This window comes from Bacillus vallismortis, from assembly GCF_040784915.1.
Taxonomy (GTDB): Bacteria; Bacillota; Bacilli; order Bacillales; family Bacillaceae; genus Bacillus; species Bacillus subtilis_G.
Genome location: NZ_CP160797.1, coordinates 1,233,841 through 1,260,745, shown reverse-complemented (window position 1 = coordinate 1,260,745; position 26,905 = coordinate 1,233,841). Strand labels below are relative to the sequence as shown.

Below are 26,905 nucleotides of genomic sequence, written 5' to 3'. Positions count from 1 at the left end.
AATGAATTATCTAAAAATTTTATAGTTGTATATTATTACAATCATTTTGCAAAATCAAGAATTTTTTAGGATAAATGTAATATTATTAACGAAATTCCATTATTTTATTCTTTTAAAGCGTTGCATTCAAAAAGGTTTCAGCAGGAATGGACAGTCCGTCTGCCGTGTTTGCTTTGTTGGCTGTTAAATATTTTTTTACTATATTGAATCCGACTGCGTATCCAAGCATTTTGGGCTGATATCCTTTGCCGAATAACAGCTGTGAGAATAATCGATTGTCCCGTTTGATATCCTGGTTGGGTGCAATTTTTTTCTCGTATAAAGCCTGCAGCTGCTCCGGGGTATACCAAGATGCCCATTCAGCCGTTTGACTTCGGCCGAACCTCTCATAAACAGCATATTCTGCAAGCCCTTCCATGATGATTGTATCAAGTAATGTGACATCTTTTTCATCTTTTGTCAGACGATCTAACCTGCAAACGTGATGATATTCATGTGTCATCAGGGCAGAAACTGACGCAAAATCCAACTCTGACGAGAGAAAGAGGAACATTTTGTCTTGAAAAGCGAGTCCTGATTTTGATCCGAATTCTAAACGGATTCTCCTGTTTCGTTCGTCAACCGGCAGTGTGACAATCGGCACATCGGGACCTTGCCATTTGTTTTTAAGGTACTGTTCTTCTTTTTGAATATGCTCAAAAAAACCTTTTTCTTTCAGCTCGGAAGCAGTATGGATGCCCTCTTTTATGTTTTTAAACATTCCATGATGCTGAAGGTGCCCCAGAATGCCTTTCCAGTTCTTTTTCTCCACACCTGAAAAAAGCGGGACAATGTAATGCGCCAAATCATCTATTGACGCGGCCTTCCCGAGCCAGCTGTATGTTTGTTCCACACTCATATGTGATCGCCTCCTCTTTTTATCCTATGCGCACACAAAAAAACCGGCTACCCTTTAGGGCAGCCGGTGTGGCGTGATCATGATTGGTATTTCTTAAAGATTAATGTTGCATTGTGTCCGCCGAATCCCAATGAGTTGCTTAGAACATAATTGAGATCCTGTCTGCGGGCTTCATCAGGCACATAATCTAAATCGCATTCTTCGTCTGGTGTTTGAATATTGATTGTCGGCGGGATCACACCTTCTTTAATGGCAAGCACAGAGAAAATCGCTTCAATTCCGCCAGCTGCTCCTAAGAGGTGGCCTGTCATCGATTTTGTAGAGCTTACCGCAAGTTTATGGGCATGCTCGCCGAAAACGGTTTTAATCGCCATTGTTTCGTATTTGTCATTGTAATACGTGCTTGTCCCGTGAGCATTGATATAATCAATGTCTTCAGGAGAAACGGCCGCATCTCTAATGGCTTCTTGCATTGCTCTCGCTCCGCCTTCACCGTCTTGGGCCGGCGCTGTGATATGATAAGCGTCTCCCGTTGAGCCGTAGCCTACAATTTCTCCGTAAATCTTAGCGCCGCGGGCCAGAGCATGTTCAAGTTCTTCAAGAACAACAATCCCTGCACCTTCACCCATGACAAAGCCATCTCGGTTTTTATCGAACGGGCGGCTTGCTGTTTTCGGATCTGGATTAGTAGACAGCGCTTTGTTGGCGCTGAAGCCCGCGAATGACATTCTTGTCAGCGGCGCTTCTGTTCCGCCTGTGACCATAACATCTGCATCACCGCGCTGAATGACTTTAAACGCGTCACCGATGGAGTTCGTTCCTGTAGCGCATGCTGTAACCGTACAAGAGTTAACCCCTTTTGCTCCTAATGCAATGGAAATCTGCCCTGTCGCCATATCCGGAATCATCATCGGCACGAAAAACGGGCTTACTCGTCTCGGGCCTTTCGTTAAGAAGATTTCAAATTGAGACTCTAGTGTTTCAAGTCCTCCAATACCGGAGCCTACCCAAACGCCGACTCTCGGCGCGATCTCATCGGTAATGTTAAGATCCGCGTCTTCAACCGCCATTTTCGCAGCTACGACCGCATATTGTGTGAAGCGGTCCATTTTTCTGGCTTCTTTTTTATCCATATAATCTTCAACATTGAAGTCTTTTAATTCAGCAGCTACTTTTGCCGGATATTCTTCAGCATCAACACGAGTGATCGGACCGATTCCGGACACACCGTTGATTGCGTTATTCCAACTTGTATCAACGTCGTTGCCAAGCGGAGATAATGCTCCAAGTCCTGTAACAACTACTCTTTTTTTACTCATCTAGTGTGCACCTCACCTTTTTTTATCGGCCCCAGCGGATTGCAATGGCGCCCCATGTTAATCCTCCGCCGAACCCTACCATGACGACCACATCGCCGTCTTTGATTTTACCGGCTTCCAATTCTTCTACAAGAGAGATCGGAATGGATGCGGCAGAAGTATTTCCATATTTATGAACGGTTTTAGACATCTTTTCGACAGGAAGCTCTAAACGCTCGCGAGCGGCTTCCATAATGCGGATGTTCGCCTGATGCGGAATCAAAAAGTCGACGTCCTCTTTTGAGAGTCCGGCTTTTTCAATGACATTTACGCATGATTCTCCCATTTGGCGGACTGCAAATTTGAAAACTTCTCGTCCATGCATGATTGTATGTCCTTTTTCATTCAGATACAAGTGCTGACCGCCTGTGCCGTCTGCTCCTAGTTCAAATGAAAGAATTCCTCTGTCATCACTGACTGGTCCGACTACCGCAGCGCCTGCTCCGTCTCCAAACAGAACTGCTGTATTTCGGTCTTCCCAGTCTGTAATGCTTGAGAGCTTTTCTACACCGACAACAAGGACATGCTTATAGGTTCCGGATTCAATAAATTGTTTACCGGTTATAACCCCGTACATGAAGCCCGCACAAGCCGCGCTGATATCCATAGCGCACGCTTTCTTCGCGCCTAGCTCTTCTTGAATCATACAAGAGACCGTAGGGAATGACTGATCAGGTGTAACAGTTGCCACCAGGATCATATCCAGATCCTCTGCCGCGACTTCAGCTTGTTCCAGCGCCTTTTTCGCTGCTGCAACAGCCATATGTGATGAATACACATCATCTGCGGCAATTCTTCTTTCTTCTATTCCTGTTCTGGTACGAATCCACTCATCAGAAGTTTCAACCATTTTTTCAAGATCATGATTTGTTAAAACCTTCTCAGGAATGTAACGACCAACACCAAGTATTCCAGCTTTCATAAGGGAAGACTCCTTTATATTGTAAATTTAGAAGATCAATCAGTTGTGATCAATTATTAGTATCAGGTACTAATTCTATCCTATTTTTTTTCACATGGCAATATATTCGTCTAAACTATCAGTTCATCTTAATCATAGAGTATTGTATATAGAAAGGAGGCGTATGCAGTTGGATGTGTTTTCAAAGATGATGTTCGGCGATTCCGCAAAACAAACAGCAGAGAAGGAAGAACAGCAAGAGGAGGTTTCCCAGGCAAACGAAGAAGAGACGAATCATTACATGCATATTATGGACCAAATCGGTTCAATTATGAACTCTGTTGATCAAATCAAGCCCGCTTTAAAGGAGCTTGCGCCTATGATTTCCGCTATTAAAAAGAAAATCATGTGAAAAGCCACTTTCACAAAAGTGGCTTCTTCTTATTCGGTTTCAGATTTTGCGTCAGACTTGCCAAGCTCATAAGCTTCAGCCATTACCGTGGTAAAAAGATTCATAAACGGCTGTATGGCCTCCATTGACAGCTCAATGCCTGATTTTTCAAGCTGTTCTTTCGCTTCAGGAAGATATTTCATGGCAATTTGCAAGAACTCCAGTGATTTTTCATGCTGCATATGACGTCACTCCATTACTCGTTTTTTGGCAGTTCGCCTGTTTTGTTGTACGTTTTGATCAGCTTGGCGATTCTATGCTGAAAGTCTTTATCGACTAGCGGGCTGAATGTTCCCATTTCAACAACTCCGGTTTTCAGGTCGTAGTAATGATCGCCGCCTTCAAGGGAGCCTTTGTTGAATTGCTCAGCGATGATTTCATAGGCCTTGTCCACATTTTGCACAGTGCTGGTTAATACGGTATTCTCACCCAGTTCTGATTGATCTGTGACGTAGCCGATGGCATAGAGGCCGTCTTTTTTGATTTGCTGAATGACAGGAACATTATACCCGTCTCCAGCGGGATACACAACATCCGCGCCTTCGTTCTTCATTTTTTGATAAAGCTTTACTGCCGTCGTATCATCATCCCAATGAGCCGTATATTTCGTGTTTACTTCTATATCCGGATTTTCATATTTGGCCCCTTTGATAAAACCGTCAACCTCTGGCTGCCACGTAAAGGAAGCAATGACGCCGACCTGATTTGTTTTCGACATATGGGCAGCTGTCATTCCTCCAAAAAAGCCCATTGCTTCGCCGCTGAAATGGACACTCGTCACATTATCGCCTTTCGCTTTCGCATTGGAAATGACGAATTCCATATCCGGATAATCTTCGCTGACCAAGTTAAACACTTCTGCATATTCACTCCCGTGGCCATAGAGAAGATTGACGCCCCGCTTATGAAAATCCTCAATCGCATTTATGATATCTTCATCTGTTTTTACGCCTTCTTTATAGTAGACGTCCACATTGTATTTTGATTGTATATTCAGTAATCCTTTATACCCTTTTGTGCCCCATACGAGATCGTTAATCGTATCAGGAAAGAGCATGCCGACCTTCTCAATTTTTCCTTTAAACGGAGTTTGTCCACATCCGCTTAATAAAAGGAGGACAGAAAAGATCATGACAAGCCTTGTGATCAAGTCATGTTCAACTCCTTTTGACAAGCTATAACATGTATCATTTTTATACGTTTATTGTATCTAGAAAACTCGAAACATGGAAGGTTTTTCTTAATATTTGTCGAAAATTGATGAAAATTGTCTTTTCCACTCGATTATTTTTGTTTTTGCTTCTTCTTTTGTGGTTTTTTCTGTGACTTGCAAATCGAAAATCTGATCTTTGCTTTTTTCGAGGCTTGGTTCAAGCAGGAACCTCAGCAGCTCCTCAGCCACATCGTCTGTGTAACAGCCGTCTTCTTCGGTTTCTTCTTTCCACGGTCCATACATTTTCGGCAGGATCACCGCTTTTTCTGAGCCTGCCTTTTCACGTTTTTCCCATTCTTTTCGGTCTTGTTCATATACTAATATATAGGGGGAATCAAATTGGTCTAAAGGCAAAAAGCCGCCGAACTGGATACAAATTGTATCATATTTTTGATCTCCAATGCGTTCAAGCTGGCGAAAGAGTCCATTTCTCCCAAGCCACAAGAGTCTTTCTTCTAAGTACATTTGTCTATTTTCATCTTCTGTTTCCGCCAGAATAACGTCAACATGTATGCCTTCATCCATCATTCGCTCGCATAATGAAAGGCCGAAAAATTCGTCCGCACCTACAATCAGCGTTGATTCCATTGCATCTGCCGCCTTTCCGGTTTTTCATTTCCAAAGCAAAACAGCCTCCGCAAAAGAGAAGGCTGTTGTTATTGTATTCTCTATAACTCTTTTTCATGACTGTGAAAGAATTTGCAGATTGATGCATAAATTCTGCTTGGATGCTCAAATAAGTGAAATGTCATGTCGACTGGTGAACCTCGCTTTTGCTGTTGTTCCTTGAATGCTTCCGCATGTACGCTGTATGGATAGGGCGCTCCGGTCATTCGCTGCCATATATGAACCGGCACGCCGCTCGGATAGCTTTCAATTGATTTGTAACGGAACGCTTCCGCTTCTTTTTCAGTTATTCCGCAGCTTTCCGATACCTCTTTCAAAAATTGCTTATAGAAAAATTTATTTTCTTTCTCTGATTCATAATGAGCCTGAAGATCGAGACAAGGATTCAACATTGCGGCTGAACGGATATGATCCGGGGAAAAACGAAGTAGTTCATCGGCCACGAGAGCACCCATTCCTTCTGCTAAAATATGAATCTTCGGATTGAGTATTTCCTGCTTCAGAACGGAATGTATCAGCTGTTTGGCATAGGCGACCGCTTTTTTCGCGCCCCAATGCCTTCCGTAGAGATTGCTGTTAAAAAGAGTGTATCCTTCATTCCTTAGCATGTTCAGAAGCTGATTTCTGCCGTAATGCTGCAGCCAAAAGCTTGAATCATTTCCGACAAAGTGGGTTCTGTCCCCCAAGATAAAGATGCCAAAGCCGTTTGGGCGATAGGGCAGATGAATCACATTCTGCTCCGTTCCCAATTGAAAGTACCTTTCCGTTATTCCCATCGCTTGCCCGCCTCCTTTCACACTTCATCTCACGCTATCTTATGTAAAAAGAAAAGAAACGAATAAGGTAAAGTCCTAGCCTTTATGAGTTTTGGCTATTATACCATTCGATGTTTTTTGTTTTATTTAAAGTGTATCGAATCAGACTCTTTTGTCACCTCATTTTTCTTCTAAAATTGGATTCCCCCTTCGCTTTTTGTATGGTATGATAGCTTTTAGAATAGAATGAGAAGGACGAGGTGGAAACGTGCGATATATTATTGCCTTTATTTGGACGTTCCTTTTATCACATATGGCATGCTACTTGGTTGCCAGCATGAACAGCGTTGCGTATCAATTCAAAACATCATCTGTCATTGCTGTAGTACTGTATGTCTTGATCATGGTTTTAGCAGAAATCATGCCTATGAACAAAAATGCAAGCCAGCATTAAAACGCCAAAAACCCAAAACATTTCATTGTTTTGGGTTTTTTCTTGATCACGGCTTTCTTTTGTATGTCCACAGCCGGTTGTGATTTGATGTCTCAGGAAACATATCCCCTGCTGACAAATGGATCTTTTGCGGGTTTTTAACCATACTACCTGTCTCGCCGATTTCAACGTAGACGCCATTGTTGGGCGCCTTCTGTCCCGGACGGAATTGATGCTGCTGACCCACTGTTTTTCCTCCTTTTCCTTTTTGCTGTAGTATGCGCCTATTCGCCTGTCAATATGTTTCCATCAAAAAAACTGCTGAGCTCAGCAGTTTTTCGATGATTCCCCTCTGTATAAAACGGCCTTCAGCAGTGCTTTTTGCACGTGAAGACGGTTTTCCGCCTGCTGAAATACCGCCGAATTCGGCCCGTCAATAATCTCCGCTGTCACTTCCTCCTCACGGTGCGCAGGGAGGCAATGTAAAAAAGTATAATCAGGCTTGGCTTGGCTGACCAGCGCCGCATTCACCTGATAAGGCGCAAATACAGCGAGACGCTCTTGTTCTTCCGCTTCCTGCCCCATGCTTGTAAACACATCAGAATAAATGACATCCGCGTCTTTTACAGCTTCAACCGGATCAGCTGTAAGTGTGATAGTAGCGCCCGATTGACGTGCAGATGTTTTTGCCGCTTCAACTGCTTCATCTAACACTTCGTATCCCTTTGGCGAAGCGATCGAGACATCACAGCCCATTTTCGCGCAGCCGATCATTAATGAGTGCGCCACGTTATTTCCGTCACCGATGTACGCGACTTTCACGCCTTTAAGCTTCCCCTTCATTTCCTTAATCGTCAAGAGATCCGCCAGCGCCTGGCATGGATGGTATTTATCAGTAAGTCCGTTGATGACCGGAATGTCAGCTTCTTTGGCAAGCTCCTCCACTTTCTCATGCTCAAAGGTCCGGATCATAATGGCATCGACATAGCCTGACAGCACTTTTGCCGTATCAGCGACGGTTTCACCGCGCCCCAGCTGCAGATCTTTCTGGCTTAAGAAGAGAGCGCTCCCGCCCAGCTGCGCCATGCCTGCTTCAAATGAAACACGGGTCCGCGTTGATGATTTTTCAAAAATCATTGCCAAGGTTTTGCCTTGGAAAATAGGCTGAATTTTGTTTTGTTTCAGTTCACCGGCTTCTGCGAGCAAGGCGTTTATATCCTGTTCACTAAGATCCTGTAACGTTAATAAATCTTTTCCGTATAAACTGGTTTCCGTCACTGTGTGCATGATGCCACTTCCTTTTTATAGAGATCTTTGAGAGATACAGGCTGCGGATGGCCTGAACCGCTTTGTAAAAACGCCCGCACGGTTTCTTCTTCTGTAAAGACGGTGATGCCGTGCGTCATGGCTTCTAAACGTTCTTTGCGCGCTTCTTCAGAGCCGCTCAAATTGATGTGGATCGCTTTTCCTTCCAGCTCCATCCATGAGGCAAATGTCCCTTCATGTACCGTAAAACCGGCGTTTTCCGCTAATTCCTTGATATCGTCCGGCCCATTTTGGAAATAAATGCTTCCTTTTTGATTCCAGACACGTGTATAGATTTTTTTCAAGGCGCTGTCGGCATCGTATGCAACACACATGCCTTCTCCCGTTGATTTCATTTCCGGCCCAAGCTTGACATCTACATCTTGAATCGCATGTGATGAAAAGACCGGGAACTTTACAGCAACGCCGTGGTGATTTTGAACTGCCGGGTTTACATCTTTTAAAGACGCCCCCGCCAGCAGCCGTGTGGCGAGCGGAATCATCGGAACGCCCATTACTTTGCTGACGACAGGAACCGTGCGGCTCGCTCTCGGATTCACTTCAAGGACGAGAATGTTTCCACTGTCGATCACAAATTGAATGTTCATGATGCCTTTAAATGAAAGCTTTCGGGCAATTTTTTGCGCGGCATCTTTTATGTCTTGCTGCAGCCCGCTTGTGATGGACGGTCCGGGAAGGATGGCAAAGCTGTCTCCCGAATGGACACCTGCCCGTTCAATATGCTCGGTATATGTCGGGATAAAAACCTCTTCACCGTCGGAAATCAAATCAATTTCAACTTCCTTACCTGACACATACTGATCAATTAAAATCGGGTACGGCATGCTGTCCTCTCCGTTCAGCAGCTGAGAAAGCTGAGCGTGCGAGTCAACAATGATCATGCCCATTCCGCCGATGACATAAGACGGACGGATTAACACCGGATAGCCGATCTCATCAGCTTTTTCAGCCGCCTCTTCTTTTGTATAAGCGATTTCTCCCTTTGCGTGCTTCAAGCCAAGCCCATCAAGAAGCTGATAAAATTGATCCCGATCCTCTAACACGTCGAGCGTTTCAAACGAGGTTCCGAGAAGGGTAATGCCGGCTTTTTCGAGCGCTTCAGCAGCATTGATCGCGGTTTGGCCGCCGAATTGCACGATTGCAAAATCGATGTTTTCCTGCTCCGCCACGTTTAAAATGTGCTCCGTAGTCATCGGTTCAAAATACAGGCGGTCCGCAATTTCATAATCTGTGCTGACCGTTTCTGGGTTGTTGTTAATCATGATGGTTTCGAACCCAAGCTCTTGCAGTGTCAGCACGCCATGAACGGCACTGTAATCGAATTCAACTCCTTGGCCGATGCGAATCGGTCCCGATCCGATAATCAGCGCGCGTTTTTTCTCTTTTCGGCTGATGTCACCATCTGTCTCTCCGAAATATGTCGAGTAAAAGTAGTTTGTTTTCGCATCAAATTCAGCCGCGCATGTATCGACAATTTTGAAGGAAGGTGTAATGCCCATCTCCTTGCGAAGCGCGCGTACCTCTTCTTCTGTTTTGCCGATCAGCGAGGCAATCGTTGCGTCTGAAAATCCCTTCTCCTTTGCTTTTTTCAATAAGTCAAAAGAGAGATCGCTTCCCGCCTCCATCAAGCGGTTTTCCAGTTTGATGATGTTGTCAAAGGTATGGAGGAAAAACGGATCAATTTTTGTTTTCGCATGAATGTCTTCAATCGTCACGCTGCGGCTCAACAGCTCCATGACAACGAAAAATCTGCGGTCGTCCGGAGTGACTGCCAAATCCCATAGCGCTTCAATCGACAAGCCGCTGAGCTCTGGAAGATGCGTACCGCTGTTTTTCAGTTCAAGGGAAGCTGCTGCCTTTTGTATCGCCGCTTCTAAATTCCGTTCAATCGCCATCACTTCACCGGTGGCTTTCATTTTTGTGCCAAGCTTGCGGTCTGCGTTTTTGAATTTATCAAACGGCCAGCGCGGAAATTTGACGATCACATAGTCAAGCGCCGGTTCAAAGCTTGCGTAAGTTGACCCTGTGAGCGGGTTTTTCAGCTCATCAAGGGTATATCCGACCGCCAGTTTCGCAGCCATCTTGGCAATCGGATAACCGGTTGCTTTAGACGCGAGAGCCGATGACCGGCTTACCCGCGGATTGACTTCAATGACGTAATATTGCTTGCTGAATGGATCAAGCGCGAATTGAATGTTGCAGCCGCCTACGACATCAAGCGCTGAGATGATCGTCAGACTTGCCGTCCGCAGCATTTGATAGTCTTCATCCGTCAATGTTTGTGACGGCGCCACAACGATGGAGTCCCCTGTATGCACACCGACCGGATCGATGTTTTCCATATTACACACGGTAATGCATGTGTTATTGCGGTCACGCATGACTTCATATTCGATTTCTTTAAATCCGGCTATGCTTTTTTCCACAAGGCATTGATTGATCGGGCTTGCTAACAGCGCCTGTTTAATCATGGCTGTAAAGGCTTCTTTATTAGGGGCGATGCCTCCGCCCTTTCCGCCTAATGTGTAAGCAGGTCTGATAATGACAGGAAAACCGATGGATTCCGCAAAACGGAGGGCGTCCGCCTCGTTATCTACAATTTCACTATCCGGCACGGGCTGGTTCAATTCATTCATTAACGAACGGAATTTTTCCCGGTCTTCACCTTTTTGTATGGTTTCAACGGATGTGCCGAGCAGTTTGACGCCGTGCTCTTTTAAAACACCCGTTTCTTCAAGCTCCACCGCTAAATTCAACGCGGTCTGCCCGCCTAAATTGGCAAGAAGCCCATCAGGCTGTTCTTTCTTAATGATATTTGTCAGGCTTTCTGCTGTCAGCGGCTCAAAATAAATGTCATCAGCGAAGGCATCATCGGTCATAATGGTCGCCGGATTATTGTTGACGAGGATCACCCGATAGCCTTCCTCCTTCAGCGCGATGCACCCTTGAGTGCCTGAATAATCAAATTCCGCTGCCTGCCCAATGATGATCGGGCCAGAGCCGATTACTAATATGCTTGAAATACTGGTGTTTTTAGGCATGCGCGATTTCTCTCCTTGCTGGTATCACATTCTTTAGATAATCATCAAAAATCCATTCGCTTTCCGCCGGTCCGGGATGGGCTTCCGGGTGGAATTGCACACTCATGACAGGCCATTTTTTATGGGAGAGCCCTTCAACTGACGTATCATTAACGTGATGAAACCTGATCGTGAGCTCTGCTTCATTAATAGACTGTTCATCAACCACATAGCTGTGGTTTTGGCTAGTCATGAAGACACGTTTCGTTTCACGGTCGATGACCGGATGATTTGCGCCCCTGTGTCCGAACGGCAGCTTAAATGTATTCCCTCCGAACGCGAGCGCGATCAGCTGATGTCCGAGACAGATGCCGAGCGTCGGATAACGGCTGACGATGCTTTTGATTTTTCCTAAATAAGGCTGAATGGCTTTCGGGTCTCCGGGTCCGTTCGATAACACAATGCCGTCCGGCTTTATATCGTATACAGCTTCCATTTGCTGATACGGCACAACGGTGACCTTGCAGCCCCGTTTCACGAGTGATGACGCGATGGACTTTTTATAGCCGAAATCAATGAGGGCGATATGTTTATGGCCGTCGCCGAATGTGCTGATTTCCTGCGCGGATGCCTGCTCTGCCACGTTTTCTGGCTGAAGGGCGATCTCAGCGGCTTCTATAGAGCCTGTAACAGTCGCACCCATCGTTCCGTTTGCGCGGATTTTTTTCACGACAGCCCTTGTATCAACATGGGTCAACAGCGGAATGTTCCATTTTTGTAGATACTCCTTGAGGCTGTATACGGCTTCATGATGAGAAAAATGATCACATGCCTCGTAGACAACCGCGGCTTTCACTTGCGGTTTCTTGCTTTCAAAATCCTTTTCATTAATGCCGTAGTTGCCAATCAGCGGGTAGGTAAATACGATAATCTGTCCTTTATATGATGGATCTGTAAGCACTTCCTGGTAGCCTGTCATTCCTGTAAAAAAAACAGCTTCTCCCGTGCAGCTTCCATGACCGTCCAGCTCGCCGCTGAACGCTGTTCCATCTTCTAACACTAAATAACCTTCCATCTAACAGCCCACCTCTTGATGAATAATTAATTATAAAAATGAATTTTTATACCTTGATGTCGAAAAAAAAAATTACTGGTTTACAGCGGAATAATGAGCGATCGCCTGTTTCAGCTTGCTGACGGCTTCTGCTATTTCATCCTTTGTCACGGTGAGCGGCGGCAGCAGCCGAATGACGTTCGGGCCGGCCGGCAATACAAGCAAGCCTAATGTCTGCAATTCAGTAATGATGTCGGCAACCGGTCCATCACATTCAATTCCAAGCATTAATCCTTTACCGCGGATTTGTTTGACAAAAGGATTCTTTAGCTCAGCCTCGAGCTGTTTTTTTAAAAATGCCCCTTTGTCAGCAGCCTTTTGCAGAAAGTCAGCCTGGAATATAGTTTGCAGTGTGGCATTCACAGCAGCCATCGCCAGCATATTTCCTCCGAAAGTCGTTCCGTGAGAACCTGGGGTAAACGCTTCTCCCAGCTGTTTTTTGCCGATGACAGCACCGACTGGAAAGCCGTTTCCCAATCCTTTTGCGACTGTGATGATATCAGGTGAGAGCCCAAAGTGCTCGTAGGCGAAGCCCTTTCCTGTGCGGCCGATGCCGGTCTGGATTTCATCAACGATTAAAAGAGCTTCCTTTTCCTTGCAAAACGACTGTACGGCTGTTAAAAATTCAGCGCTTGCCGGATTGACTCCGCCTTCTCCCTGCACTGTCTCAAGCATCACAGCGGCAATGCCGTCTTCCTCGCCAAGAGCCTCAAAAGCGGACGGATCGTTGTACGGAAGGTAGTAAAAGCCTTCCAGCATCGGGCCGAAGCCTGTTTTGATTTTATCCTGTCCGGTCGCGGCCATCCCTGCGTACGTGCGGCCATGGAACGACTGAAGAAAAGTGATGATTTTTGTTTTTCCAGTTGCTTTTCGGGCGAGCTTTATCGCGCCTTCATTCGCTTCCGCGCCGCTGTTGCAGAAAAAAACGAGATCTCCCGCACTGTGCGCCGCCAACTTTTGTGCAGCTTGCTCCTGGAGACTGTTTTGAAACAGGTTGGATACGTGCCATACGCTGTCGAGCTGTTTTTTGACTGCTGCCGTCACCGCTTCATGGCAGTGGCCTAGATTAGACACCGCAATCCCCTGAATGAAATCGAGGTAGGTTTTGCCGTTTTGATCCTCAACGTACGTTCCCTTTGCTTTTTTGATGTCAATATCCCAGCGTCCGTAGGTTTGAAACAAGCTGCTCATGAAACAGCCTCCTTTGCTTTGACAATTTTTGTTCCTTGAAAGGTTTGTTCTGTGAAGAATGATCTTTTTCCGTTTACGATCATGACTTCAGACACCTGATCTGATAAAGCCGACAAGGCTGAATTGACCTTCGGAATCATCCCCCCTGTGATCACTTCCTGTTTGATCAGCATTTGAATCTCCTCAGGGGTCAGGACGTCGAGACGCTGCTTTTCTTTCAAGATTCCATCGACATCTGTGACGAACATCAGCTTATCGGCTTCAAGCGCTCCGGCGACTGCTGAAGCAGCCAGATCGGCATTCACATTCAGCGTCTTGCAGTCACTCGTCATAGACAGCGGCGCGATAACAGGAATGATGCCCTTTTCCATCAGCGCGTTCACCATGGATGTATCGACCTTTTTGATTTCTCCGACTTCCCCGTATGTTTCCGGATCGAGATAATCCGCCTCCAGAAGACCGCCGTCCTTACCGGAGATGCCTGCGGCACGCAGTCCGTGTTTGGCAAGCTCGGCAACGAAAAATTTATTCACCGAGCCGGATAAAACCATCTCAGCCACTTCCAGCACCGGCTTCGTTGTTTTGCGCTGTCCTCCTGAAAACTCTGTTTTGATATTTAACCGTTTCAGCATATTTGTGATTTCCGGGCCGCCGCCATGAACGATCGCCGGTTTCCATCCTGACGCCATCAGTTCTTTCAGGTTATGAAAAAATTCCTCCGACAGCTCACGGATGACACTTCCCCCGCATTTAAAAACGATTGTTTTCTTCATCATGCTCCCCTTTATTATGTGCGATAGCTCGCGTTAATTTTGATATAGTCATAGGTCAGGTCACAGCCCCACGCTCTTCCGTTCCCGTCACCTTCATCCATCTTGATGATAATGGTGATTTCATCTCCTTCAAGATATTCCTTGGCGAGAGATTCAGAGAATGCCTGAGGTTCATTATGCTTAAACAGGCATTGGCCCCCGAGATAAACCTCTACTTCTTCCGCCGTCACCTGAGCTGTGCTGTGCCCGATGGCACCGATGATGCGCCCCCAGTTGGCATCTGTTCCGTAGACTGCCGTTTTCACGAGATTTGAACCGACTATTTTTTTCGCAATCACGTTCGCGTCAAGATTATTTTTCGCCCCCCGCACTTGGGCTTCGATTAGTTTTGTCGCGCCTTCTCCGTCTCTCGCAATCTCTTTAGCCAAATCCTCGCAAGTTAGCAAGAGCGCTTTTTTAAAGACCGGCCAGTCTGGGTGATCTTCCGTCAGGCACTCATTTTCGGCGCAGCCGTTTGCCATGACCAATACCATGTCGTTCGTGGATGTTTCACCATCAACTGTGATTTGGTTAAATGAAGCATCAGTGATGTCGCGAAGCGCCTTTTGCAGCGCTTTTTCTTCAATTGCCGCGTCTGTCGTCACAAATCCCAGCATCGTGGCCATGTTCGGATGAATCATTCCCGAGCCTTTAGCCGCTCCGCCGATCGTGACTGTTTTGCCGCCGATTGTCAGCTCATAGCACGTCTGCTTGATCACCGTATCGGTTGTTAAGATCGCTTCCTCAAAATCTCCCGATCCCGCGGGTGTTTGTGTCAGCAGTTTGATGCCTGCCTGAATTTTTTCCATGTCTAAATACTCGCCGATGACGCCCGTTGATGAAACGGCGACAAACTCCGGCTCCATACCCAGCTGTGCGGCAAGACTCTCCCGCATTGTGTATGCGTCCTCTATGCCCTGTTCTCCCGTGCAGGCATTGGCAATGGCGCTGTTAACGATGACAGCTTTCAATGCTGACCCATGCTTTAAGCTGTCTTGTGTGACTTTGATCGGAGCGGCCTGAAAGTGGCTTTGGGTATAAACCGCCGCACTTACGGCCGGTGTCTCGCTGATAATGGCGCCAAGGTCTTTTTTCGAGTAGCGCAGCCCGCAATGCACGCCCTTTGCCTGAAATCCTTTTGGCGAGGATACATCACCTGTTACTTTTATAATTTGCTCTTCACTTAACTGAATCATGGTTCGATTCTCTCCCGTTCTATGGATAAATTGGCGTCATGGTGAGCCCGGTTTCTTCATTCCAGCCATTCATCAAATTAAAGTTTTGCACAGCCTGACCGGCGGCACCCTTCATTAAATTATCGATTACCGAGACGATCGTGACTCTGTTCGTTCTCTCGTCCAGGGTAACGGCGATATCACAGAAATTACTGCCGCACACTTCCTTCGTTTGCGGATACTGCCCTTTTGGCCTTATTCTCACAAAATATGAATCTTGGTAAAATTCCGAATATAAATGATGCAGGTCATCTGCTGATAGGCCAGAGGTTAATTGCGTATACATCGTTGCCATGATGCCCCTTGTCATCGGAACCAAGTGAGACGAAAATGTAATAGGCCCCAGCCCTGGCTGCCATTCTTGCAGCGCCTGTTCAATTTCCGGCGTGTGCTGATGTTCATTGACTTTATAAATTTTAAAATTGTCGTTCAGCTCAGAAAAATGAGTTCCCATGGATGCTTTTCTTCCCGCTCCGGAAACACCGGTCTTCGCGTCAACGATAACGAAGGATTCATTGAGCAGTTTCTGTTGAGCCAATGGCGCGAGGCCAAGCAAAACAGCAGTTGGAAAACAGCCCGGATTGGCAATGAGTTTCGCCTGTTGGATTTGCTTTTGATTCAGTTCTGCCAGGCCGTAAACCGCCTCATGAATCACTTCCATCGGTGCCGATTTCCGTTTATACCATCTTTCATATTCAGCGGGCTCTTGTATCCTCAGATCACCTGACAGATCAATCACCGGAATTCCCGCATCTGCCAGCTGCGGAGTCAATTCACTCGATACCCCGGGCGGTGCAGCAAGAAACATGATATCTATTTCGTGTTTGATCGTATTCATTTCAATCGGCTTCAGCTTCTGTTCGGCTAAGCCGGTAAGATGAGGATAAACCTCGCTATAGACATTCCCTTCACCGCTGGATGAATAAAGTATACATTCCTCTGCATGAGGATGATGCGAGAGAATCCGGACAAGTTCGGTGCCTCCATAGCCTGTAGCGCCTACAATTCCTATTTTCAAAACAAGTTCACCTTCTTGGTCTTTGTGAAATTATTTAACATTATAACATGAATAAAAATTAATTCAATCGTATATTTAATATTTTTATTCATTTGTACATTTTCTGTTCAATGAAAAATCCGCTCAAAAAAAGTAACGTTGTTGCACCAGAAAACGTTGATCTGCCGCTTTTTTAACTGAATAAAAAAACAGGCTGACGCGGTCAGCCTGTTTTCATCATCATCAATCCGCTTAAAAAATACAGAATAGAGCTTGCATAAAAAATCATTTGCACCGTAAAAAAATCGGCGAGAAAGCCGCCGAGCATAATGGCGGCTGCTGAAAAGACAGCTGTCCAAAAATGGTAATTCCCAATCTTTTTTCCCCGCTCTCCGCTGTCTGTAAAATCGGCGATCAGCACTTTTTCTCCGTGCTTTTGCATCGCACCAAAGAGCCCTAACAGCACTTGGACGATATACATTTGAACAACGCTTCCGATATGCGGGACATACAAAAGCAGCACGGCCATACCCCAAGAGTTTGCAAGCAGAAAATAACGGTTGTCAAGCCTCTCAGACAGCCGTCCGAGGAGCGGATAAATGAGCGCTCCGCTCAGCCCGAATAATCCGTAGGAAAAACCGAACTGCGTGTAGCTTGAGCCGATATTTTTCACAAACAAAATATAAAACGGAAAGATTAAGCTGCTTGCGAAAAACACGCTGCTTTGTGATAATGTCAGCCATTTTAATTTGTTTTTCCCCATTATTTATACCTCTGATAAAAATAATTCATAAAGCGCTCATCCGGGTCATACGTTCGTTTTTTCTGAAAAAACGCTTCGCATTTCGGATACGCCTGCCTCATTTGCGCTTTTGTCTGGTACGTCATATACGGCAAATAATAGCTGCCGCCGTGCTTGATGGCAACATCTGTCATGCGCCTGATGATCCGGGCAGTGTCTGCCTGGGCTTCTTTTGAAAATCCCTCGTTTATTAAAAGCACGAGCGAAAACATATCATCCTTCGCATAGGAAAGGTCGGCTTTTTCATTTTTCTGCACGTAGCGGATGGTAATGTTCACAAGGTTCAAATCTTCGTCCGACAGCGTTTGTCTCAGGTCGTCAATATAGGACGCATACTCCTTCACCGGCACAAAGTATTCTTGCAGAACATCTGTGTTGTCATTGTTTTCATATTCGAGAAATGTTGATTCGGACCGCATGACGTTATTGCGTGAGATCTTTGTGCCGTTTTGGCTCTGGAAATAGGATTCCTGCGTGTTCCACAGCCAATTTCTGCCCCATTCATACCGTCTCGACAAGCCGAGTGCAAACTTTGTGATCCCGGTATACTCATCTTCTTTAAGATCGCTGTATGATGACAGCCGATCTTGATCATTTGCCAATTCATAATTCGTGACATACATGTCGTCCAGAAAACCTTTTTTCGCTGTTGAAATTCGCGCCAGATGCATTCGGACATCCGGATTTCCTTTTACGTGCTTTGTAAAATAGTCTGCGTATCCGCTGTAATTCATTTTTTCAGTCTGCATGACATATAGCTCATCATCCGTCAGCTCAAGCGTTACATCAAGAATCACGCCAAAAAGACCGTACCCTCCGATGACTGCTGTAAACAAGTCATCTTTTGGAGTAACGGTGACGATCGTTCCGTCCGCTTTTAAAAGCCGAAATGATTTGACAGTATCAATCAGCGAGCCGTAGCGGATATCACGTCCGTGGGCATTGGCGCTGAGAGATCCTCCAATGGTGAAAATATTTTGTGACTGCATGACTTTTACCGCGAGTCCGTATGGATTCACGTATTTCTGGATGTCATTCCACGTCGCGCCGCTTTGGACTCTGATGATTTTCTTCTCTTGATCGAACGACAAGATTTTATTGTAGCCTGTCATGTCGAGAACGATGCCGTCCTCATAATATGTATGGCCGCCCATGGAATGCTGGGCTCCGGCGATTGAGATCTTTATGTTTTTTCGATTTGCTTCTTTGATCGTGTCAATGAGCGTTTCCTCTTCCTGCCCTTTTACTGTCTGCTTAATTTTCACCGGCATCAGTCGGCTGACATCCGTCATCTCGCTTGTGTCTGTTTTTTGATCTGAGTGCACAGAGTACGCAAACAGGGCCGCATACGCGCCTGTACAAAGCGCGAATGCAAGCAATTTCTTTTTCATGGCGCTCTCCCTGCTGTTTTTTATGACCATTATACCAGGTCTGCGCCCTCATTTTTCCAGGCTATCTCCTTGCCCGTTTTTCGGCGCGGCGGTCGGCAACGATAAAACAGGCGTGAATCGCGCCCGGCAGCCAAAAGATACAGGTCAATATGAGATTCAGCAATGCCTGAACCGGTTTTCCCGAAAACAAAACTGCGAGCGGCGGGCATAGGACAGCCAGCAGATACATCATTTCCTTCACTCCTTCCAGCTGTAAAAAAAGACAGCCTCATATGTCAGGCTGCCCTCTTTTGTTTTATTGAATGCCAAGCGCGATTTTCGCGTATCTGGACATTTTATCTCTTGTCCAAGGCGGATTCCACACAATGTGAACCTCCGTCTCTTTCACTTCGGGAATGTCCGCTAACGCTTTTTTCACTTCATCCACGATAACCGGCGCTAAAGGGCACCCCATTGATGTCAATGTCATTGTAACGTGTGTTAAACCGTCGTCATCCATATCAACATCATATACCAAACCAAGGTTCACGATATCAACGCCAAGCTCAGGATCGACAACCTGCTCCAGGGCGCCCATGATGTTTTCTTTTAATGCTTCTTCCACGTTCCCTCACTCCTTTTTTTCTACAGTATAACGTAAATCCTGCCCTTGTTAACACCTTTGTGCTTTATAAGTGTGTCTCAAACCATTCAATCGTTTTTAACACAGCTGTTCGCGGGACTTTATGATCGGCGTGTTCATCTCCGATAAATTGAAGGCGTTCCGGCTGCTCGCTGTAATCGGACTTGATCGTGTCATAAAATTTCCGGGTCGGCGCGTAAGGCACGACTTTATCTTTTGCGCCGTGCCAAAATAATAGCGGGCGCTGGCGCAGTTTCTCTGGCTGAAGGCTGAGATCCCGCAACTCGAGACGCTTCATCAGCTCCTCTACCTTTTCTTCCGGCACGTCGATATCGATGCCCTGAGATTGAATATGGTCAATCTGCTGCTGAAACAACTCCACGTAATTCGGGCTTCCCATCAGGCTGACGCCGGCTTTTATCCAATCATAAGCAGTCAGTGCGCCAAGCGTTGTGATGCCGCCCATTGACGTGCCTGCGAGGCCGATGCGGCCGCCGTCTATCAGGCCCTCTTTTTCAAAATGGGTTTTGAGTGCGCCGATCTCTTCAATCTCGTTGAGGACGATGTCCCAAAAATGGACGGCCAGTTCTTCAACAGCCATTTGCTCTCCCCGTTGGCCATGGTGCAGAGCCTCCGGCAGAACGGCTCTGAAGCCCTTCTCCGCAAGCAGATAAGCAATATGAAGGTTATGTTCCTTCGCGCTCGTAAAACCATGTATAAAGATCACGAGAGGAACAGCGCGGTGCCTGTTCTCTTCCTTTACAATATGTAAAAACGGAATACCGGAAACGGTTTGATTTTCAATTTGAATCACAGTGTGCCCCTCCTTAGGATAACCATAATCATAAGTGTAACATGTAGACAATAAAGATGGTAAAAAGCTACACTGTAATTAAGGCAAAACAAGCAAACTCTAAGGTTAAAGGAGCTTTTCATGGAGACAAAACCCTATTTAATCGCATTAGATTTAGATGGAACGTTATTAAAGGATGATAAAACCATATCAGAAAACACCCTTCGGACGATACAGCACCTAAAAGATGACAGGCATTATGTCTGCATCTCAACAGGACGTCCGTACCGTTCAAGTTCCATGTACTACCAGCAGATGGAGCTGACTACGCCAATTGTCAATTTTAACGGAGCGTTTGTCCATCATCCGCAGGACGACAGCTGGGGACGGTACCATACCTCGTTGCCGCTTGATGTTGTGAAACAGCTGGTGGATATCAGCGAGAGCTACAACGTACATAATGTGCTCGCTGAAGTCATTGACGACGTGTACTTTCATTACCATGATGAGCACTTGATTGATGCTTTTAACATGAATACAACAAACGTGACGGTCGGAGACTTGCGGGAAAATCTTGGCGAGGATGTCACATCCGTTCTCATTCACGCAAAAGAAGAAGATGTGCCGGCCATACGCTCCTATTTATCGAATGTGCACGCCGAGGTGATCGACCATAGAAGATGGGCCGCGCCGTGGCATGTCATAGAAATTATTAAAAGCGGCATGAATAAAGCGGTCGGCATGAAGAAAATCAGCGATTATTACGGCGTGCCGCAGGAGCGGATCATTGCTTTCGGGGATGAGGATAACGATTTGGAAATGCTTGAATTCGCCGGCTGCGGCGTTGCGATGGGAAATGGAATTGACGCGGTCAAGCAGGTTGCCAACCGAACAACCGTTACAAATGAAGAAGACGGCGTGGCAAGATTTTTGAAAGAATATTTTTCACTTTAAAGGCCGGCCCGTATTAATATTTTCCCATTCATAAACATGACTTCGCCCCACCATACTATTGAAGACGACTCATCTCGTCAAAGTATGGAAGGGGGCAGTCTCAAAATGGGTAAACGAAGCAAATCCAGAAGGTTTATTCACCAGGGTAAAGACTCCGTCGGGCTACACGCCGCAAAATTTCCATATCGGTCTACTTTAGAAGAAGCTCACCAGCATGCCGCGGCACGAGACTCGGCGGAAAGGCAGTATGAATATTAAATGAGAAATGAACTGTTTCAGCAGGCAAAATCATTCGTTCAACAGGCTGTCATGGTGACAAACGGCTTTGAGGAAGGCGATCAGGATCAAGCGATTCTGAGAGCCAAAAATGCTGTGTCTTCTGCGTACGCCAACTCGACAGATGCAGAACGTCGCCAGCTCCATCAATTTCAGGATCAGCTGGAGAAACTTCAGTAAAAAAAGGCTATGGCGATTTGCCATAGCCTCTTATTTCACTTCAAACTGCTGAACAGCCTGAACCTGTTTGAGATTTTCCGCTCTGCCTTTAAATGTCACCTTCACCTCGTAGGTTCCCGGCTCAGGGACTTCCTTCCACACATCAGAAAAATCATAGGTTTCTCCAGATTCAAGTGTCAGATTTTGAAAAGCTTGCGTAAACATTTTGTCTTTCGAATAACGGTATCTTTCTTTGTGCTCAGAATCATACACGACAAGTTCAAATTTTTGTCCTGTGCTGAATTGAAACTCGATAGCACGTTCACTTTGGTTCTTCAGCGACATGTTAAACTTGATTTGTTCAGGCTCCTGAATTGCGTCAACAGATAAAACAACCTCTTGATTCTCCATTCCGCCTGATACCTCCTTATCGGGTTCAGTCTGCTCATCTTTCCCGCAGCCTATTAAAAGCAGCACGGGCAAGAGCAGCACAAGCAGCCGTTTCACGACTTCCACCTGCTTTCGTCAGTCTTTTCTAAAGAAACCAAAAATCCCAGTCGTTTGAACAATGTTTGTAAATGCTTTCGGATCGACTTCTTTGACAATCTTCTCTAAATCGTACAGTTCATACCTTGTGATGACAATAATCATCATCTCTTTCTGTTCGTTCGTAAAGGCTCCTTTAGCCGGAACAGTGGTGATGCCGCGCACCATTTTTCCATAAATGGCTTCTTTGATTTCGTCCGCTTTTTTCGTCACGATCATCGCCGTGAGCTTCATGTGGCGGGTGTGAATGGCGTCGATCACCCTCGTTGTCACATACAGTGTAACCAGGGTATATAATGCTTTCTCCCAACCTTGCAATAATCCTGCCGTCAAGATGATAATCCCATTGAGAATGAAGAAATACGTGCCGATGGGTTTATCCTTCCACTTTGCAAGCACCATGGCAACGATATCGAGCCCGCCTGTGGAAGCACCGTATTTTAACGTTAAGCCGATACCGACCGCGGAAATGACGCCGCCGAACACCGCGTTCAGCAAAATGTCATGTGACAGGCTTGTTTCCGGCAGGATTCCCATAAACAATGTAGTCAGCCCGACACTTAAAATACTGTACACCGTAAACGATTTGCCGACCTTCATCCATCCTAAAATACCGACCGGAATGTTTAAGAGGAACAAGAGCGTTCCCGTCGATATATAAAAGGGGGCATATTCAACAATGACGCTTGATAAAAGCTGGGCGACTCCCGTAAATCCGCTGGCATATACGTCTGCCGGGATCAAAAATAAGTTCAGCCCGGCCGCATTGAGTAAAGCGCCGATGATGACGACGAGTAATTTTTTTGTTTGATCTAGTACCATGGCTTGTTCCTCCGCTCTTTCTTCTTTATTATGTTTTCCCTTAAAACAAATATTTGAACACGATTTTGGCAAATTAATATGATATAGTTGGCTTAACTCTTATGATAACGAGCGATAACAGAAAGAAGGGAAGCAATATGACAGTTCATCTCATCGCTGACAGCGCCGCCGATCTGCCCCGTTCTTACTTTGAAGAAAACGGCATTGGCTTTATTCCGCTAAGGGTTTCTCTCGGCGATAAAGAATTCGAAGATGCAGTCACGATTGATGCGGATCAAATATTTGAAGCGATGCAAAAAGGAGAAACGCCTAAGACGTCCCAAGCCTCACCGCAAACGATTAAAAATGTATTTTTGCAATATGCCAAAACAGGTGATCCCGCTCTTTACATTGCCTTTTCCTCAGGCCTTTCCGGCACGTATCAGACAGCTGTGATGATGGCCAATGAAGTGAAAGAGGAATTTCCCGATTTCGATTTGCGGGTCATTGATTCTAAATGCGCTTCATTAGGATACGGTCTGGCCGTCCGGCATGCCGCCGATCTCTGTATCAACGGGAATACAATACAAGAAATTGAAACGTCTGTAAAGAACTTTTGCGAACAGATTGATCACATATTTACCGTGGATGATCTCACCTATCTTGCACGAGGCGGCCGCATCTCCAAAACATCCGCTTTTGTCGGAGGTCTGCTGAATATTAAACCGCTGCTTCAAATGGAGGACGGCAAGCTGGTGCCTCTGGAAAAAATCCGCGGACAGAAGAAACTTTTTAAACGGATCATCGAACTCATGAAAGAGCGCGGTGATGATTGGAGCAATCAAACCGTCGGGATCAGCTATGCCGCGGATGAAGAAAAAGCCATTGGCATGAAACACTTGATAGAGGATGAGTTCAAGCCGAAAGAGATCATCATGCATTCGATCGGTTCTGCGGTTGGCTCACACGCCGGCCCCGGCACATTGGCGATATTCTTTTTAAAAAAATAAGCAAATAAAAACAGTCAGGCTCAAATGTCCTGACTGTTTTTGTTTGCTCATTGAATTCCGACAGCTTTATACGCTTTTTCGACTGAGGCTGATTGCTTCGAGCCTTCACCGTATAAATCATTGGCCGCTTCGATTGCCGCTTGCTTCATCATACTGAAATCTGTAGACGGTGTTACATAATATGTTAAAGCCCGATAGTAAATTTGTTCACATGCTTCACGCCCAATCCCTTCAACCTGTACATCGTGGTGCACGCCTCCTTCTGCCAGAAGGTAAGCTGCTTTATTGTGGATGGACGAATTGATATGGACTCCGCCATAATCCTCTGTTCCTGTGTAACGGTTCGAGTAATGATCGGGATTTCCCTGCTTGGATGGGTCCTCTAGTGATCGTAATGAATCTCCCGCCATATCCGGGGTATAAACATCCTCGCCGATTTCCCAATCATCACGGTCTGCCATCGCCCCCATAATGTCGGAAATGGACTCGTTTAATGCACCGGGTTCTCCTTGATATAAAAGACCGGCGGAATACTGCGTGACTGCGTGTGTGATTTCATGTGCGACAATGTCGAGTGATCCGGACAGCGGCTTAAATGTTGAGCCGTCTCCATCACCGTATACCATCTGCACACCGTTCCACGCCGCATTGTTCCATTTTTTGCCGACATGCACGGTAGACGTAATCCTTGCTCCGTTTTGATCAAAAGAATCTCGGCCAAATGTCTGGCTGTAATAGTCGTAAACGGCTTGCGCATTTGCATGCGCGTCCACAGCCGCCGGTTCTTTAAATACCGGCGTGCCGCTGACTATTTCTTTGCCCGTATACCCGATCAATTGAGACAAAAGCGTAAACAAGGTTTCATTCAGGTTCTCCGCATCAAACGTATTGATCCCTTTTCCCCTTGTTTCGTCCGCCAAATAATAGCGCCCATTCTGTTCTGTGACTTCAAAGCTTTTTTCATCACCTGAGACGCCGATTCCTGTACCTGCCGCTTCATGAATGGCGTTAAAAGACTCAATGACCTTTCCGCTTTTGGCATCGATGAAATAGTGCCAATAGCCAGGCTCAGGTTCAGATGTCGAGATTCTCACAAGGTAGGCAAGATCATATGCCCCGTCGTGCGGATAGATATATAATTCGCCTTTCGGTTCCCCATCAATATATTCGATTTTCCCTATGGAAGCCTCGAGCTCACGCCGCGCTGTACGTATTGCTTTTTCTTCAGAAATAGACGGTGTGACGGATACGTCTTTTATTTGCGGATGCACCTTTCCAAAGAAACTTTTCACCTGTTTGTTTTCCTTCATTGCGACCGCTTGTTCAAAGCCGTAAATCGGAATTCCTTTGTAAACTTCCGTTAATTTAAATAACGTTTGTTTTGTCTTTGGATCCTTTATTGTTTTCGAAATGCGAAAATGGCTGTTCGCATCCCCTTTGAGCTTAAAATGCGTTTGATGCTTGTTAAGATAGGAAAATAGTGATTCTTTTTGGGTTGTGTTTTGTGCTTGCTTCGGTGATGATTTTTCGATGATGTATGAAGGGGTTTGATACGTATTGTCATATTTGATGCTTTGATCAGCTGAGGCCTGTGTTACAAAAACCATTTGGGCCGCCGTGCATAAGCCGGCTAGCAATAGAGACTTCTTGGCTAGGTTGCGCAAAACACCACATCCTTCCTGTTTTGGAATCTATCATTTTTCTTCATCCTATCAAAAAAACAAAAACTTGTATGTGGTGCATCGTTCTTATTTTCCAAAAAAAAGAAGGGCAGAGATATTTCGCTCTGCCCTTCTTTTGCTACTCTACTAATTTTTTATTGACATAAATAATAACCCCTGCTCCATATGCCAAAATAAGCGGCGGAATGAGCTGCTCCTGGCCTTGAAACGAGATAAAGCTATTCAGCAAAATGAACAAACCGGAATTCAAGAAAAAGTAGCCTGCTATTCTGGCCAGCCGATCTTTATCCCGGATACGGGCCTCATTAAATCCGGCCAGCATCCACGTTTGTTTTTTGATCCCGACAAAATAGGCAACTACAAAAAATAAAAGCGCGATGACAATTAACAGATAATTGATGCCGATTTCCATATTTGAGCCTCCTACAACATTACTTGACGTTTAGAAAAAGAAAAAAAGCGGCGCAGCTTACTGCAATCAGCAGCAGGACGACGGATGCATTGAGGAACGGCTGCAAAAGAAGCAGCACAGCCAAAAACAGCAAATAAGCCGCACCCACTCGCGAAATCGTGACAATCTCCTTTTGAGAGCGTAATTTGTTTTTTCTGACGCCAGCAAACATCATCAGTTTTTTCCGCTTCCACACATATCCGGCGAGCACCGTTAAATAAACAACCAGCGGCAGATATCTGTAATCGGGCGGCAGCAGCGGCAGGGCGATAATCACGGCAAGGAGAAGGACCGAAAGCCAGCTTTTGCCCAATAAAGACCCCCTCCTTTTCGCCTCTCCCCCATCACACCTCATCGCTTCGGCAAGCTCCTTCGGATGAGAAAATTCGGTTTCAACAGCTTCCAGCAGTTCCTCTTCACTAAGGCCGGCTTTGATTCTGTCTTGTACGAAAGCGGTTATATGCCCCTTTAATTCGCAGATGGCGTTTTCTCTCTCTACATCAGGCATATTCGCCAGCTCTGCATTTAGTTCCTCCATGTACCTGTCAATGATGTGCTGTGCATTCATAGCAAATCCTCCGATAAAGACAGTAAGGCTTGATGGGTTTCCAGGTATTTCTCCAGCCGTTCTTTTAACATTTCTTCTCCTTTTTGCGTCATTTTATAATACTTTCTTTTCGGGCCGTCCAGCGAATCCTCCCAAAAAAATTCGATCCATCCCTTCTCGGTCATTCGTTTCAGAATCGGATAAATCGCTCCCTCTGAAATAGCCAGTGCCGAGGTCGTTTTTAAGGATGACGTCAGCTCATAACCGTACATCGGTTTAGAGCGCAGCAGGGAAAGGAGGGCCAGCTCGAAAATCCCTTTTCGAAATTGAACAATCCAGCGGTCATTAATTTGATTCGTTTTCATGGTTTAAATATATCGAAAAAACCACTATATATCAATCACATATAGCAGTGAAAAAGGTCCTGTTTTTTCTTTTAACAAAAATGGAATTTCTCATACTTTTTAACCTTTTTATTACATAAATGTTTTTATATTATGAAAAGTGAAAAAACGATTCTTGAGGTTAAAAGGAGCAGTC

The 26,905-nt window shown here is 45.7% G+C and carries 31 protein-coding genes; 5 read left to right on the top strand and 26 right to left on the bottom strand.

Annotated features, from left to right (window positions below):
• Nucleotides 1–112 precede the first annotated feature (112 nt).
• From ABZM97_RS06270 to fabH, 3 genes are all read right to left on the bottom strand, one after another.
• Nucleotides 113–898, bottom strand: a complete 786-nt coding sequence (locus ABZM97_RS06270) for a DUF2268 domain-containing protein (RefSeq protein ID WP_087993446.1) — start codon at nucleotides 896–898, stop codon at nucleotides 113–115.
• Between the two features lie 77 nt (nucleotides 899–975).
• Nucleotides 976–2,217, bottom strand: coding sequence for a beta-ketoacyl-ACP synthase II (gene fabF / locus ABZM97_RS06265; protein ID WP_087993447.1), 1,242 nt, complete (start codon nucleotides 2,215–2,217; stop codon nucleotides 976–978).
• A 22-nt stretch (nucleotides 2,218–2,239) separates the two neighbouring features.
• A complete protein-coding gene (gene fabH / locus ABZM97_RS06260; RefSeq protein WP_087993448.1) occupies nucleotides 2,240–3,178 on the bottom strand; it encodes a beta-ketoacyl-ACP synthase III in 939 nt (312 codons plus the stop codon).
• Between the two features lie 163 nt (nucleotides 3,179–3,341).
• Here fabH and ABZM97_RS06255 point away from each other — a divergent pair, with 163 nt between their 5' ends.
• Nucleotides 3,342–3,569, top strand: a complete 228-nt coding sequence (locus tag ABZM97_RS06255) for a hypothetical protein (protein WP_087993449.1) — start codon at nucleotides 3,342–3,344, stop codon at nucleotides 3,567–3,569.
• A gap of 29 nt (nucleotides 3,570–3,598) precedes the next feature.
• Here the strand turns inward: ABZM97_RS06255 and comZ are convergent, their stop codons facing one another.
• The 4 genes from comZ to ABZM97_RS06235 form a co-directional block, all read right to left on the bottom strand.
• Nucleotides 3,599–3,790, bottom strand: a complete 192-nt coding sequence (comZ, locus tag ABZM97_RS06250; protein WP_003224559.1) for a ComG operon transcriptional repressor ComZ — start codon at nucleotides 3,788–3,790, stop codon at nucleotides 3,599–3,601.
• Between the two features lie 14 nt (nucleotides 3,791–3,804).
• On the bottom strand, nucleotides 3,805–4,758 hold the full coding sequence (gene med, locus ABZM97_RS06245) for a transcriptional regulator Med (RefSeq protein WP_087993451.1): 954 nt from the start codon (nucleotides 4,756–4,758) through the stop codon (nucleotides 3,805–3,807).
• A gap of 90 nt (nucleotides 4,759–4,848) precedes the next feature.
• The gene (locus ABZM97_RS06240; RefSeq protein WP_087993452.1) at nucleotides 4,849–5,409 is read right to left on the bottom strand and encodes a hypothetical protein; all 561 of its coding nucleotides are present in this window, start codon (nucleotides 5,407–5,409) and stop codon (nucleotides 4,849–4,851) included.
• A gap of 80 nt (nucleotides 5,410–5,489) precedes the next feature.
• Nucleotides 5,490–6,224 (bottom strand): hypothetical protein, encoded by a 735-nt coding sequence (locus ABZM97_RS06235; RefSeq protein WP_367387312.1) that lies wholly within the window; start codon nucleotides 6,222–6,224, stop codon nucleotides 5,490–5,492.
• Nucleotides 6,225–6,471: 247 nt separating this feature from the next.
• On the opposite strand from ABZM97_RS06235, the gene ABZM97_RS06230 reads away from it, so the two are divergent.
• A complete protein-coding gene (locus ABZM97_RS06230; protein ID WP_087993454.1) occupies nucleotides 6,472–6,657 on the top strand; it encodes a YjzD family protein in 186 nt (61 codons plus the stop codon).
• Between the two features lie 46 nt (nucleotides 6,658–6,703).
• Here the strand turns inward: ABZM97_RS06230 and ABZM97_RS06225 are convergent, their stop codons facing one another.
• From ABZM97_RS06225 to ABZM97_RS06165, 13 genes are all read right to left on the bottom strand, one after another.
• A complete protein-coding gene (locus tag ABZM97_RS06225) occupies nucleotides 6,704–6,883 on the bottom strand; it encodes a YjzC family protein (RefSeq protein ID WP_087993455.1) in 180 nt (59 codons plus the stop codon).
• A gap of 80 nt (nucleotides 6,884–6,963) precedes the next feature.
• Entirely contained in the window at nucleotides 6,964–7,923 is a 960-nt protein-coding gene (gene argF, locus ABZM97_RS06220) for an ornithine carbamoyltransferase (protein ID WP_367387311.1), read from the bottom strand.
• On the bottom strand, nucleotides 7,911–11,003 hold the full coding sequence (locus tag ABZM97_RS06215; protein WP_367387310.1) for a carbamoyl phosphate synthase large subunit: 3,093 nt from the start codon (nucleotides 11,001–11,003) through the stop codon (nucleotides 7,911–7,913). The genes argF and ABZM97_RS06215 overlap by 13 nt, the downstream gene beginning before the upstream one ends.
• On the bottom strand, nucleotides 10,996–12,057 hold the full coding sequence (locus ABZM97_RS06210) for a carbamoyl phosphate synthase small subunit (RefSeq protein WP_087993458.1): 1,062 nt from the start codon (nucleotides 12,055–12,057) through the stop codon (nucleotides 10,996–10,998). The genes ABZM97_RS06215 and ABZM97_RS06210 overlap by 8 nt, the downstream gene beginning before the upstream one ends.
• A gap of 72 nt (nucleotides 12,058–12,129) precedes the next feature.
• Nucleotides 12,130–13,287, bottom strand: a complete 1,158-nt coding sequence (locus ABZM97_RS06205; protein ID WP_087993459.1) for an acetylornithine transaminase — start codon at nucleotides 13,285–13,287, stop codon at nucleotides 12,130–12,132.
• A complete protein-coding gene (gene argB, locus ABZM97_RS06200; RefSeq protein ID WP_087993460.1) occupies nucleotides 13,284–14,060 on the bottom strand; it encodes an acetylglutamate kinase in 777 nt (258 codons plus the stop codon). Before argB ends, ABZM97_RS06205 begins: the two co-directional genes overlap by 4 nt.
• A gap of 14 nt (nucleotides 14,061–14,074) precedes the next feature.
• On the bottom strand, nucleotides 14,075–15,295 hold the full coding sequence (gene argJ, locus ABZM97_RS06195; RefSeq protein WP_087993461.1) for a bifunctional ornithine acetyltransferase/N-acetylglutamate synthase: 1,221 nt from the start codon (nucleotides 15,293–15,295) through the stop codon (nucleotides 14,075–14,077).
• Nucleotides 15,296–15,314: 19 nt separating this feature from the next.
• Nucleotides 15,315–16,352: an N-acetyl-gamma-glutamyl-phosphate reductase gene (argC, locus tag ABZM97_RS06190; RefSeq protein WP_087993462.1), complete on the bottom strand. Its 1,038-nt coding sequence runs from the start codon at nucleotides 16,350–16,352 to the stop codon at nucleotides 15,315–15,317.
• Between the two features lie 202 nt (nucleotides 16,353–16,554).
• Nucleotides 16,555–17,094 (bottom strand): MFS transporter, encoded by a 540-nt coding sequence (locus ABZM97_RS06185; RefSeq protein WP_207194306.1) that lies wholly within the window; start codon nucleotides 17,092–17,094, stop codon nucleotides 16,555–16,557.
• On the bottom strand, nucleotides 17,094–18,524 hold the full coding sequence (locus ABZM97_RS06180; RefSeq protein WP_087993474.1) for an FAD-binding oxidoreductase: 1,431 nt from the start codon (nucleotides 18,522–18,524) through the stop codon (nucleotides 17,094–17,096). The genes ABZM97_RS06185 and ABZM97_RS06180 overlap by 1 nt, the downstream gene beginning before the upstream one ends.
• A gap of 61 nt (nucleotides 18,525–18,585) precedes the next feature.
• The gene (locus tag ABZM97_RS06175; protein ID WP_087993463.1) at nucleotides 18,586–18,756 is read right to left on the bottom strand and encodes a YqaE/Pmp3 family membrane protein; all 171 of its coding nucleotides are present in this window, start codon (nucleotides 18,754–18,756) and stop codon (nucleotides 18,586–18,588) included.
• A gap of 63 nt (nucleotides 18,757–18,819) precedes the next feature.
• Nucleotides 18,820–19,128, bottom strand: coding sequence for a metal-sulfur cluster assembly factor (locus tag ABZM97_RS06170; protein ID WP_148964266.1), 309 nt, complete (start codon nucleotides 19,126–19,128; stop codon nucleotides 18,820–18,822).
• Nucleotides 19,129–19,192: 64 nt separating this feature from the next.
• Nucleotides 19,193–19,960 carry a prolyl oligopeptidase family serine peptidase gene (locus tag ABZM97_RS06165; protein ID WP_148964265.1) on the bottom strand — a complete coding sequence of 256 codons (768 nt, stop codon included), beginning with the start codon at nucleotides 19,958–19,960 and terminating at the stop codon, nucleotides 19,193–19,195.
• A 120-nt stretch (nucleotides 19,961–20,080) separates the two neighbouring features.
• On the opposite strand from ABZM97_RS06165, the gene yitU reads away from it, so the two are divergent.
• Complete coding sequence (gene yitU / locus ABZM97_RS06160; protein ID WP_367387309.1) at nucleotides 20,081–20,893, top strand: 5-amino-6-(5-phospho-D-ribitylamino)uracil phosphatase YitU; 813 nt, start codon at nucleotides 20,081–20,083, stop codon at nucleotides 20,891–20,893.
• 258 nt (nucleotides 20,894–21,151) lie between these two features.
• Nucleotides 21,152–21,349 (top strand): DUF3813 domain-containing protein, encoded by a 198-nt coding sequence (locus tag ABZM97_RS06155; RefSeq protein WP_087993467.1) that lies wholly within the window; start codon nucleotides 21,152–21,154, stop codon nucleotides 21,347–21,349.
• Between the two features lie 30 nt (nucleotides 21,350–21,379).
• Here ABZM97_RS06155 and ABZM97_RS06150 read toward each other — a convergent pair whose 3' ends face one another.
• Nucleotides 21,380–21,835: a BsuPI-related putative proteinase inhibitor gene (locus tag ABZM97_RS06150; RefSeq protein ID WP_313886384.1), complete on the bottom strand. Its 456-nt coding sequence runs from the start codon at nucleotides 21,833–21,835 to the stop codon at nucleotides 21,380–21,382.
• Nucleotides 21,836–21,853: 18 nt separating this feature from the next.
• The gene (locus ABZM97_RS06145; RefSeq protein WP_087993468.1) at nucleotides 21,854–22,696 is read right to left on the bottom strand and encodes a YitT family protein; all 843 of its coding nucleotides are present in this window, start codon (nucleotides 22,694–22,696) and stop codon (nucleotides 21,854–21,856) included.
• Between the two features lie 137 nt (nucleotides 22,697–22,833).
• Here ABZM97_RS06145 and ABZM97_RS06140 point away from each other — a divergent pair, with 137 nt between their 5' ends.
• Nucleotides 22,834–23,685 carry a DegV family protein gene (locus tag ABZM97_RS06140; RefSeq protein ID WP_367387308.1) on the top strand — a complete coding sequence of 284 codons (852 nt, stop codon included), beginning with the start codon at nucleotides 22,834–22,836 and terminating at the stop codon, nucleotides 23,683–23,685.
• A gap of 47 nt (nucleotides 23,686–23,732) precedes the next feature.
• Here the strand turns inward: ABZM97_RS06140 and ABZM97_RS06135 are convergent, their stop codons facing one another.
• The 4 genes from ABZM97_RS06135 to ABZM97_RS06120 all read right to left on the bottom strand — a co-directional run bounded on the left by ABZM97_RS06135 (nucleotide 23,733) and on the right by ABZM97_RS06120 (nucleotide 26,730).
• Nucleotides 23,733–25,349, bottom strand: coding sequence for a M4 family metallopeptidase (locus tag ABZM97_RS06135; protein ID WP_087993470.1), 1,617 nt, complete (start codon nucleotides 25,347–25,349; stop codon nucleotides 23,733–23,735).
• A 136-nt stretch (nucleotides 25,350–25,485) separates the two neighbouring features.
• Nucleotides 25,486–25,779 (bottom strand): DUF3784 domain-containing protein, encoded by a 294-nt coding sequence (locus ABZM97_RS06130; RefSeq protein ID WP_003239356.1) that lies wholly within the window; start codon nucleotides 25,777–25,779, stop codon nucleotides 25,486–25,488.
• A 19-nt stretch (nucleotides 25,780–25,798) separates the two neighbouring features.
• Nucleotides 25,799–26,386: a hypothetical protein gene (locus ABZM97_RS06125; protein ID WP_087993603.1), complete on the bottom strand. Its 588-nt coding sequence runs from the start codon at nucleotides 26,384–26,386 to the stop codon at nucleotides 25,799–25,801.
• Nucleotides 26,383–26,730: a PadR family transcriptional regulator gene (locus ABZM97_RS06120; RefSeq protein WP_087993604.1), complete on the bottom strand. Its 348-nt coding sequence runs from the start codon at nucleotides 26,728–26,730 to the stop codon at nucleotides 26,383–26,385. Before ABZM97_RS06120 ends, ABZM97_RS06125 begins: the two co-directional genes overlap by 4 nt.
• Between the last annotated feature and the right edge of the window lie 175 nt (nucleotides 26,731–26,905).

Excerpts from the sequence above, each read along its gene's own strand:
- fabF (WP_087993447.1), bottom strand. The coding sequence starts at position 2,217 with ATGAGTAAAAAAAGAGTAGTTGTTACAGGACTTGGAGCATTATCTCCG.
- comZ (WP_003224559.1), bottom strand. The coding sequence starts at position 3,790 with ATGCAGCATGAAAAATCACTGGAGTTCTTGCAAATTGCCATGAAATAT.
- ABZM97_RS06215 (WP_367387310.1), bottom strand. The coding sequence starts at position 11,003 with ATGCCTAAAAACACCAGTATTTCAAGCATATTAGTAATCGGCTCTGGC.
- ABZM97_RS06125 (WP_087993603.1), bottom strand. The coding sequence starts at position 26,386 with ATGAATGCACAGCACATCATTGACAGGTACATGGAGGAACTAAATGCA.
- ABZM97_RS06205 (WP_087993459.1), bottom strand. The coding sequence starts at position 13,287 with ATGAGCAGCTTGTTTCAAACCTACGGACGCTGGGATATTGACATCAAA.
- ABZM97_RS06270 (WP_087993446.1), bottom strand. The coding sequence starts at position 898 with ATGAGTGTGGAACAAACATACAGCTGGCTCGGGAAGGCCGCGTCAATA.
- ABZM97_RS06130 (WP_003239356.1), bottom strand. The coding sequence starts at position 25,779 with ATGGAAATCGGCATCAATTATCTGTTAATTGTCATCGCGCTTTTATTT.
- ABZM97_RS06120 (WP_087993604.1), bottom strand. The coding sequence starts at position 26,730 with ATGAAAACGAATCAAATTAATGACCGCTGGATTGTTCAATTTCGAAAA.
- ABZM97_RS06210 (WP_087993458.1), bottom strand. The coding sequence starts at position 12,057 with ATGGAAGGTTATTTAGTGTTAGAAGATGGAACAGCGTTCAGCGGCGAG.
- yitU (WP_367387309.1), top strand. The coding sequence starts at position 20,081 with ATGGAGACAAAACCCTATTTAATCGCATTAGATTTAGATGGAACGTTA.
- ABZM97_RS06180 (WP_087993474.1), bottom strand. The coding sequence starts at position 18,524 with ATGAAAAAGAAATTGCTTGCATTCGCGCTTTGTACAGGCGCGTATGCG.
- argF (WP_367387311.1), bottom strand. The coding sequence starts at position 7,923 with ATGCACACAGTGACGGAAACCAGTTTATACGGAAAAGATTTATTAACG.
- ABZM97_RS06155 (WP_087993467.1), top strand. The coding sequence starts at position 21,152 with ATGAGAAATGAACTGTTTCAGCAGGCAAAATCATTCGTTCAACAGGCT.
- ABZM97_RS06175 (WP_087993463.1), bottom strand. The coding sequence starts at position 18,756 with ATGATGTATCTGCTGGCTGTCCTATGCCCGCCGCTCGCAGTTTTGTTT.
- ABZM97_RS06235 (WP_367387312.1), bottom strand. The coding sequence starts at position 6,224 with ATGGGAATAACGGAAAGGTACTTTCAATTGGGAACGGAGCAGAATGTG.
- ABZM97_RS06145 (WP_087993468.1), bottom strand. The coding sequence starts at position 22,696 with ATGGTACTAGATCAAACAAAAAAATTACTCGTCGTCATCATCGGCGCT.
- ABZM97_RS06185 (WP_207194306.1), bottom strand. The coding sequence starts at position 17,094 with ATGGGGAAAAACAAATTAAAATGGCTGACATTATCACAAAGCAGCGTG.
- ABZM97_RS06255 (WP_087993449.1), top strand. The coding sequence starts at position 3,342 with ATGCAGTTGGATGTGTTTTCAAAGATGATGTTCGGCGATTCCGCAAAA.
- fabH (WP_087993448.1), bottom strand. The coding sequence starts at position 3,178 with ATGAAAGCTGGAATACTTGGTGTTGGTCGTTACATTCCTGAGAAGGTT.
- ABZM97_RS06140 (WP_367387308.1), top strand. The coding sequence starts at position 22,834 with ATGACAGTTCATCTCATCGCTGACAGCGCCGCCGATCTGCCCCGTTCT.
- argB (WP_087993460.1), bottom strand. The coding sequence starts at position 14,060 with ATGAAGAAAACAATCGTTTTTAAATGCGGGGGAAGTGTCATCCGTGAG.
- argJ (WP_087993461.1), bottom strand. The coding sequence starts at position 15,295 with ATGATTCAGTTAAGTGAAGAGCAAATTATAAAAGTAACAGGTGATGTA.
- ABZM97_RS06240 (WP_087993452.1), bottom strand. The coding sequence starts at position 5,409 with ATGGAATCAACGCTGATTGTAGGTGCGGACGAATTTTTCGGCCTTTCA.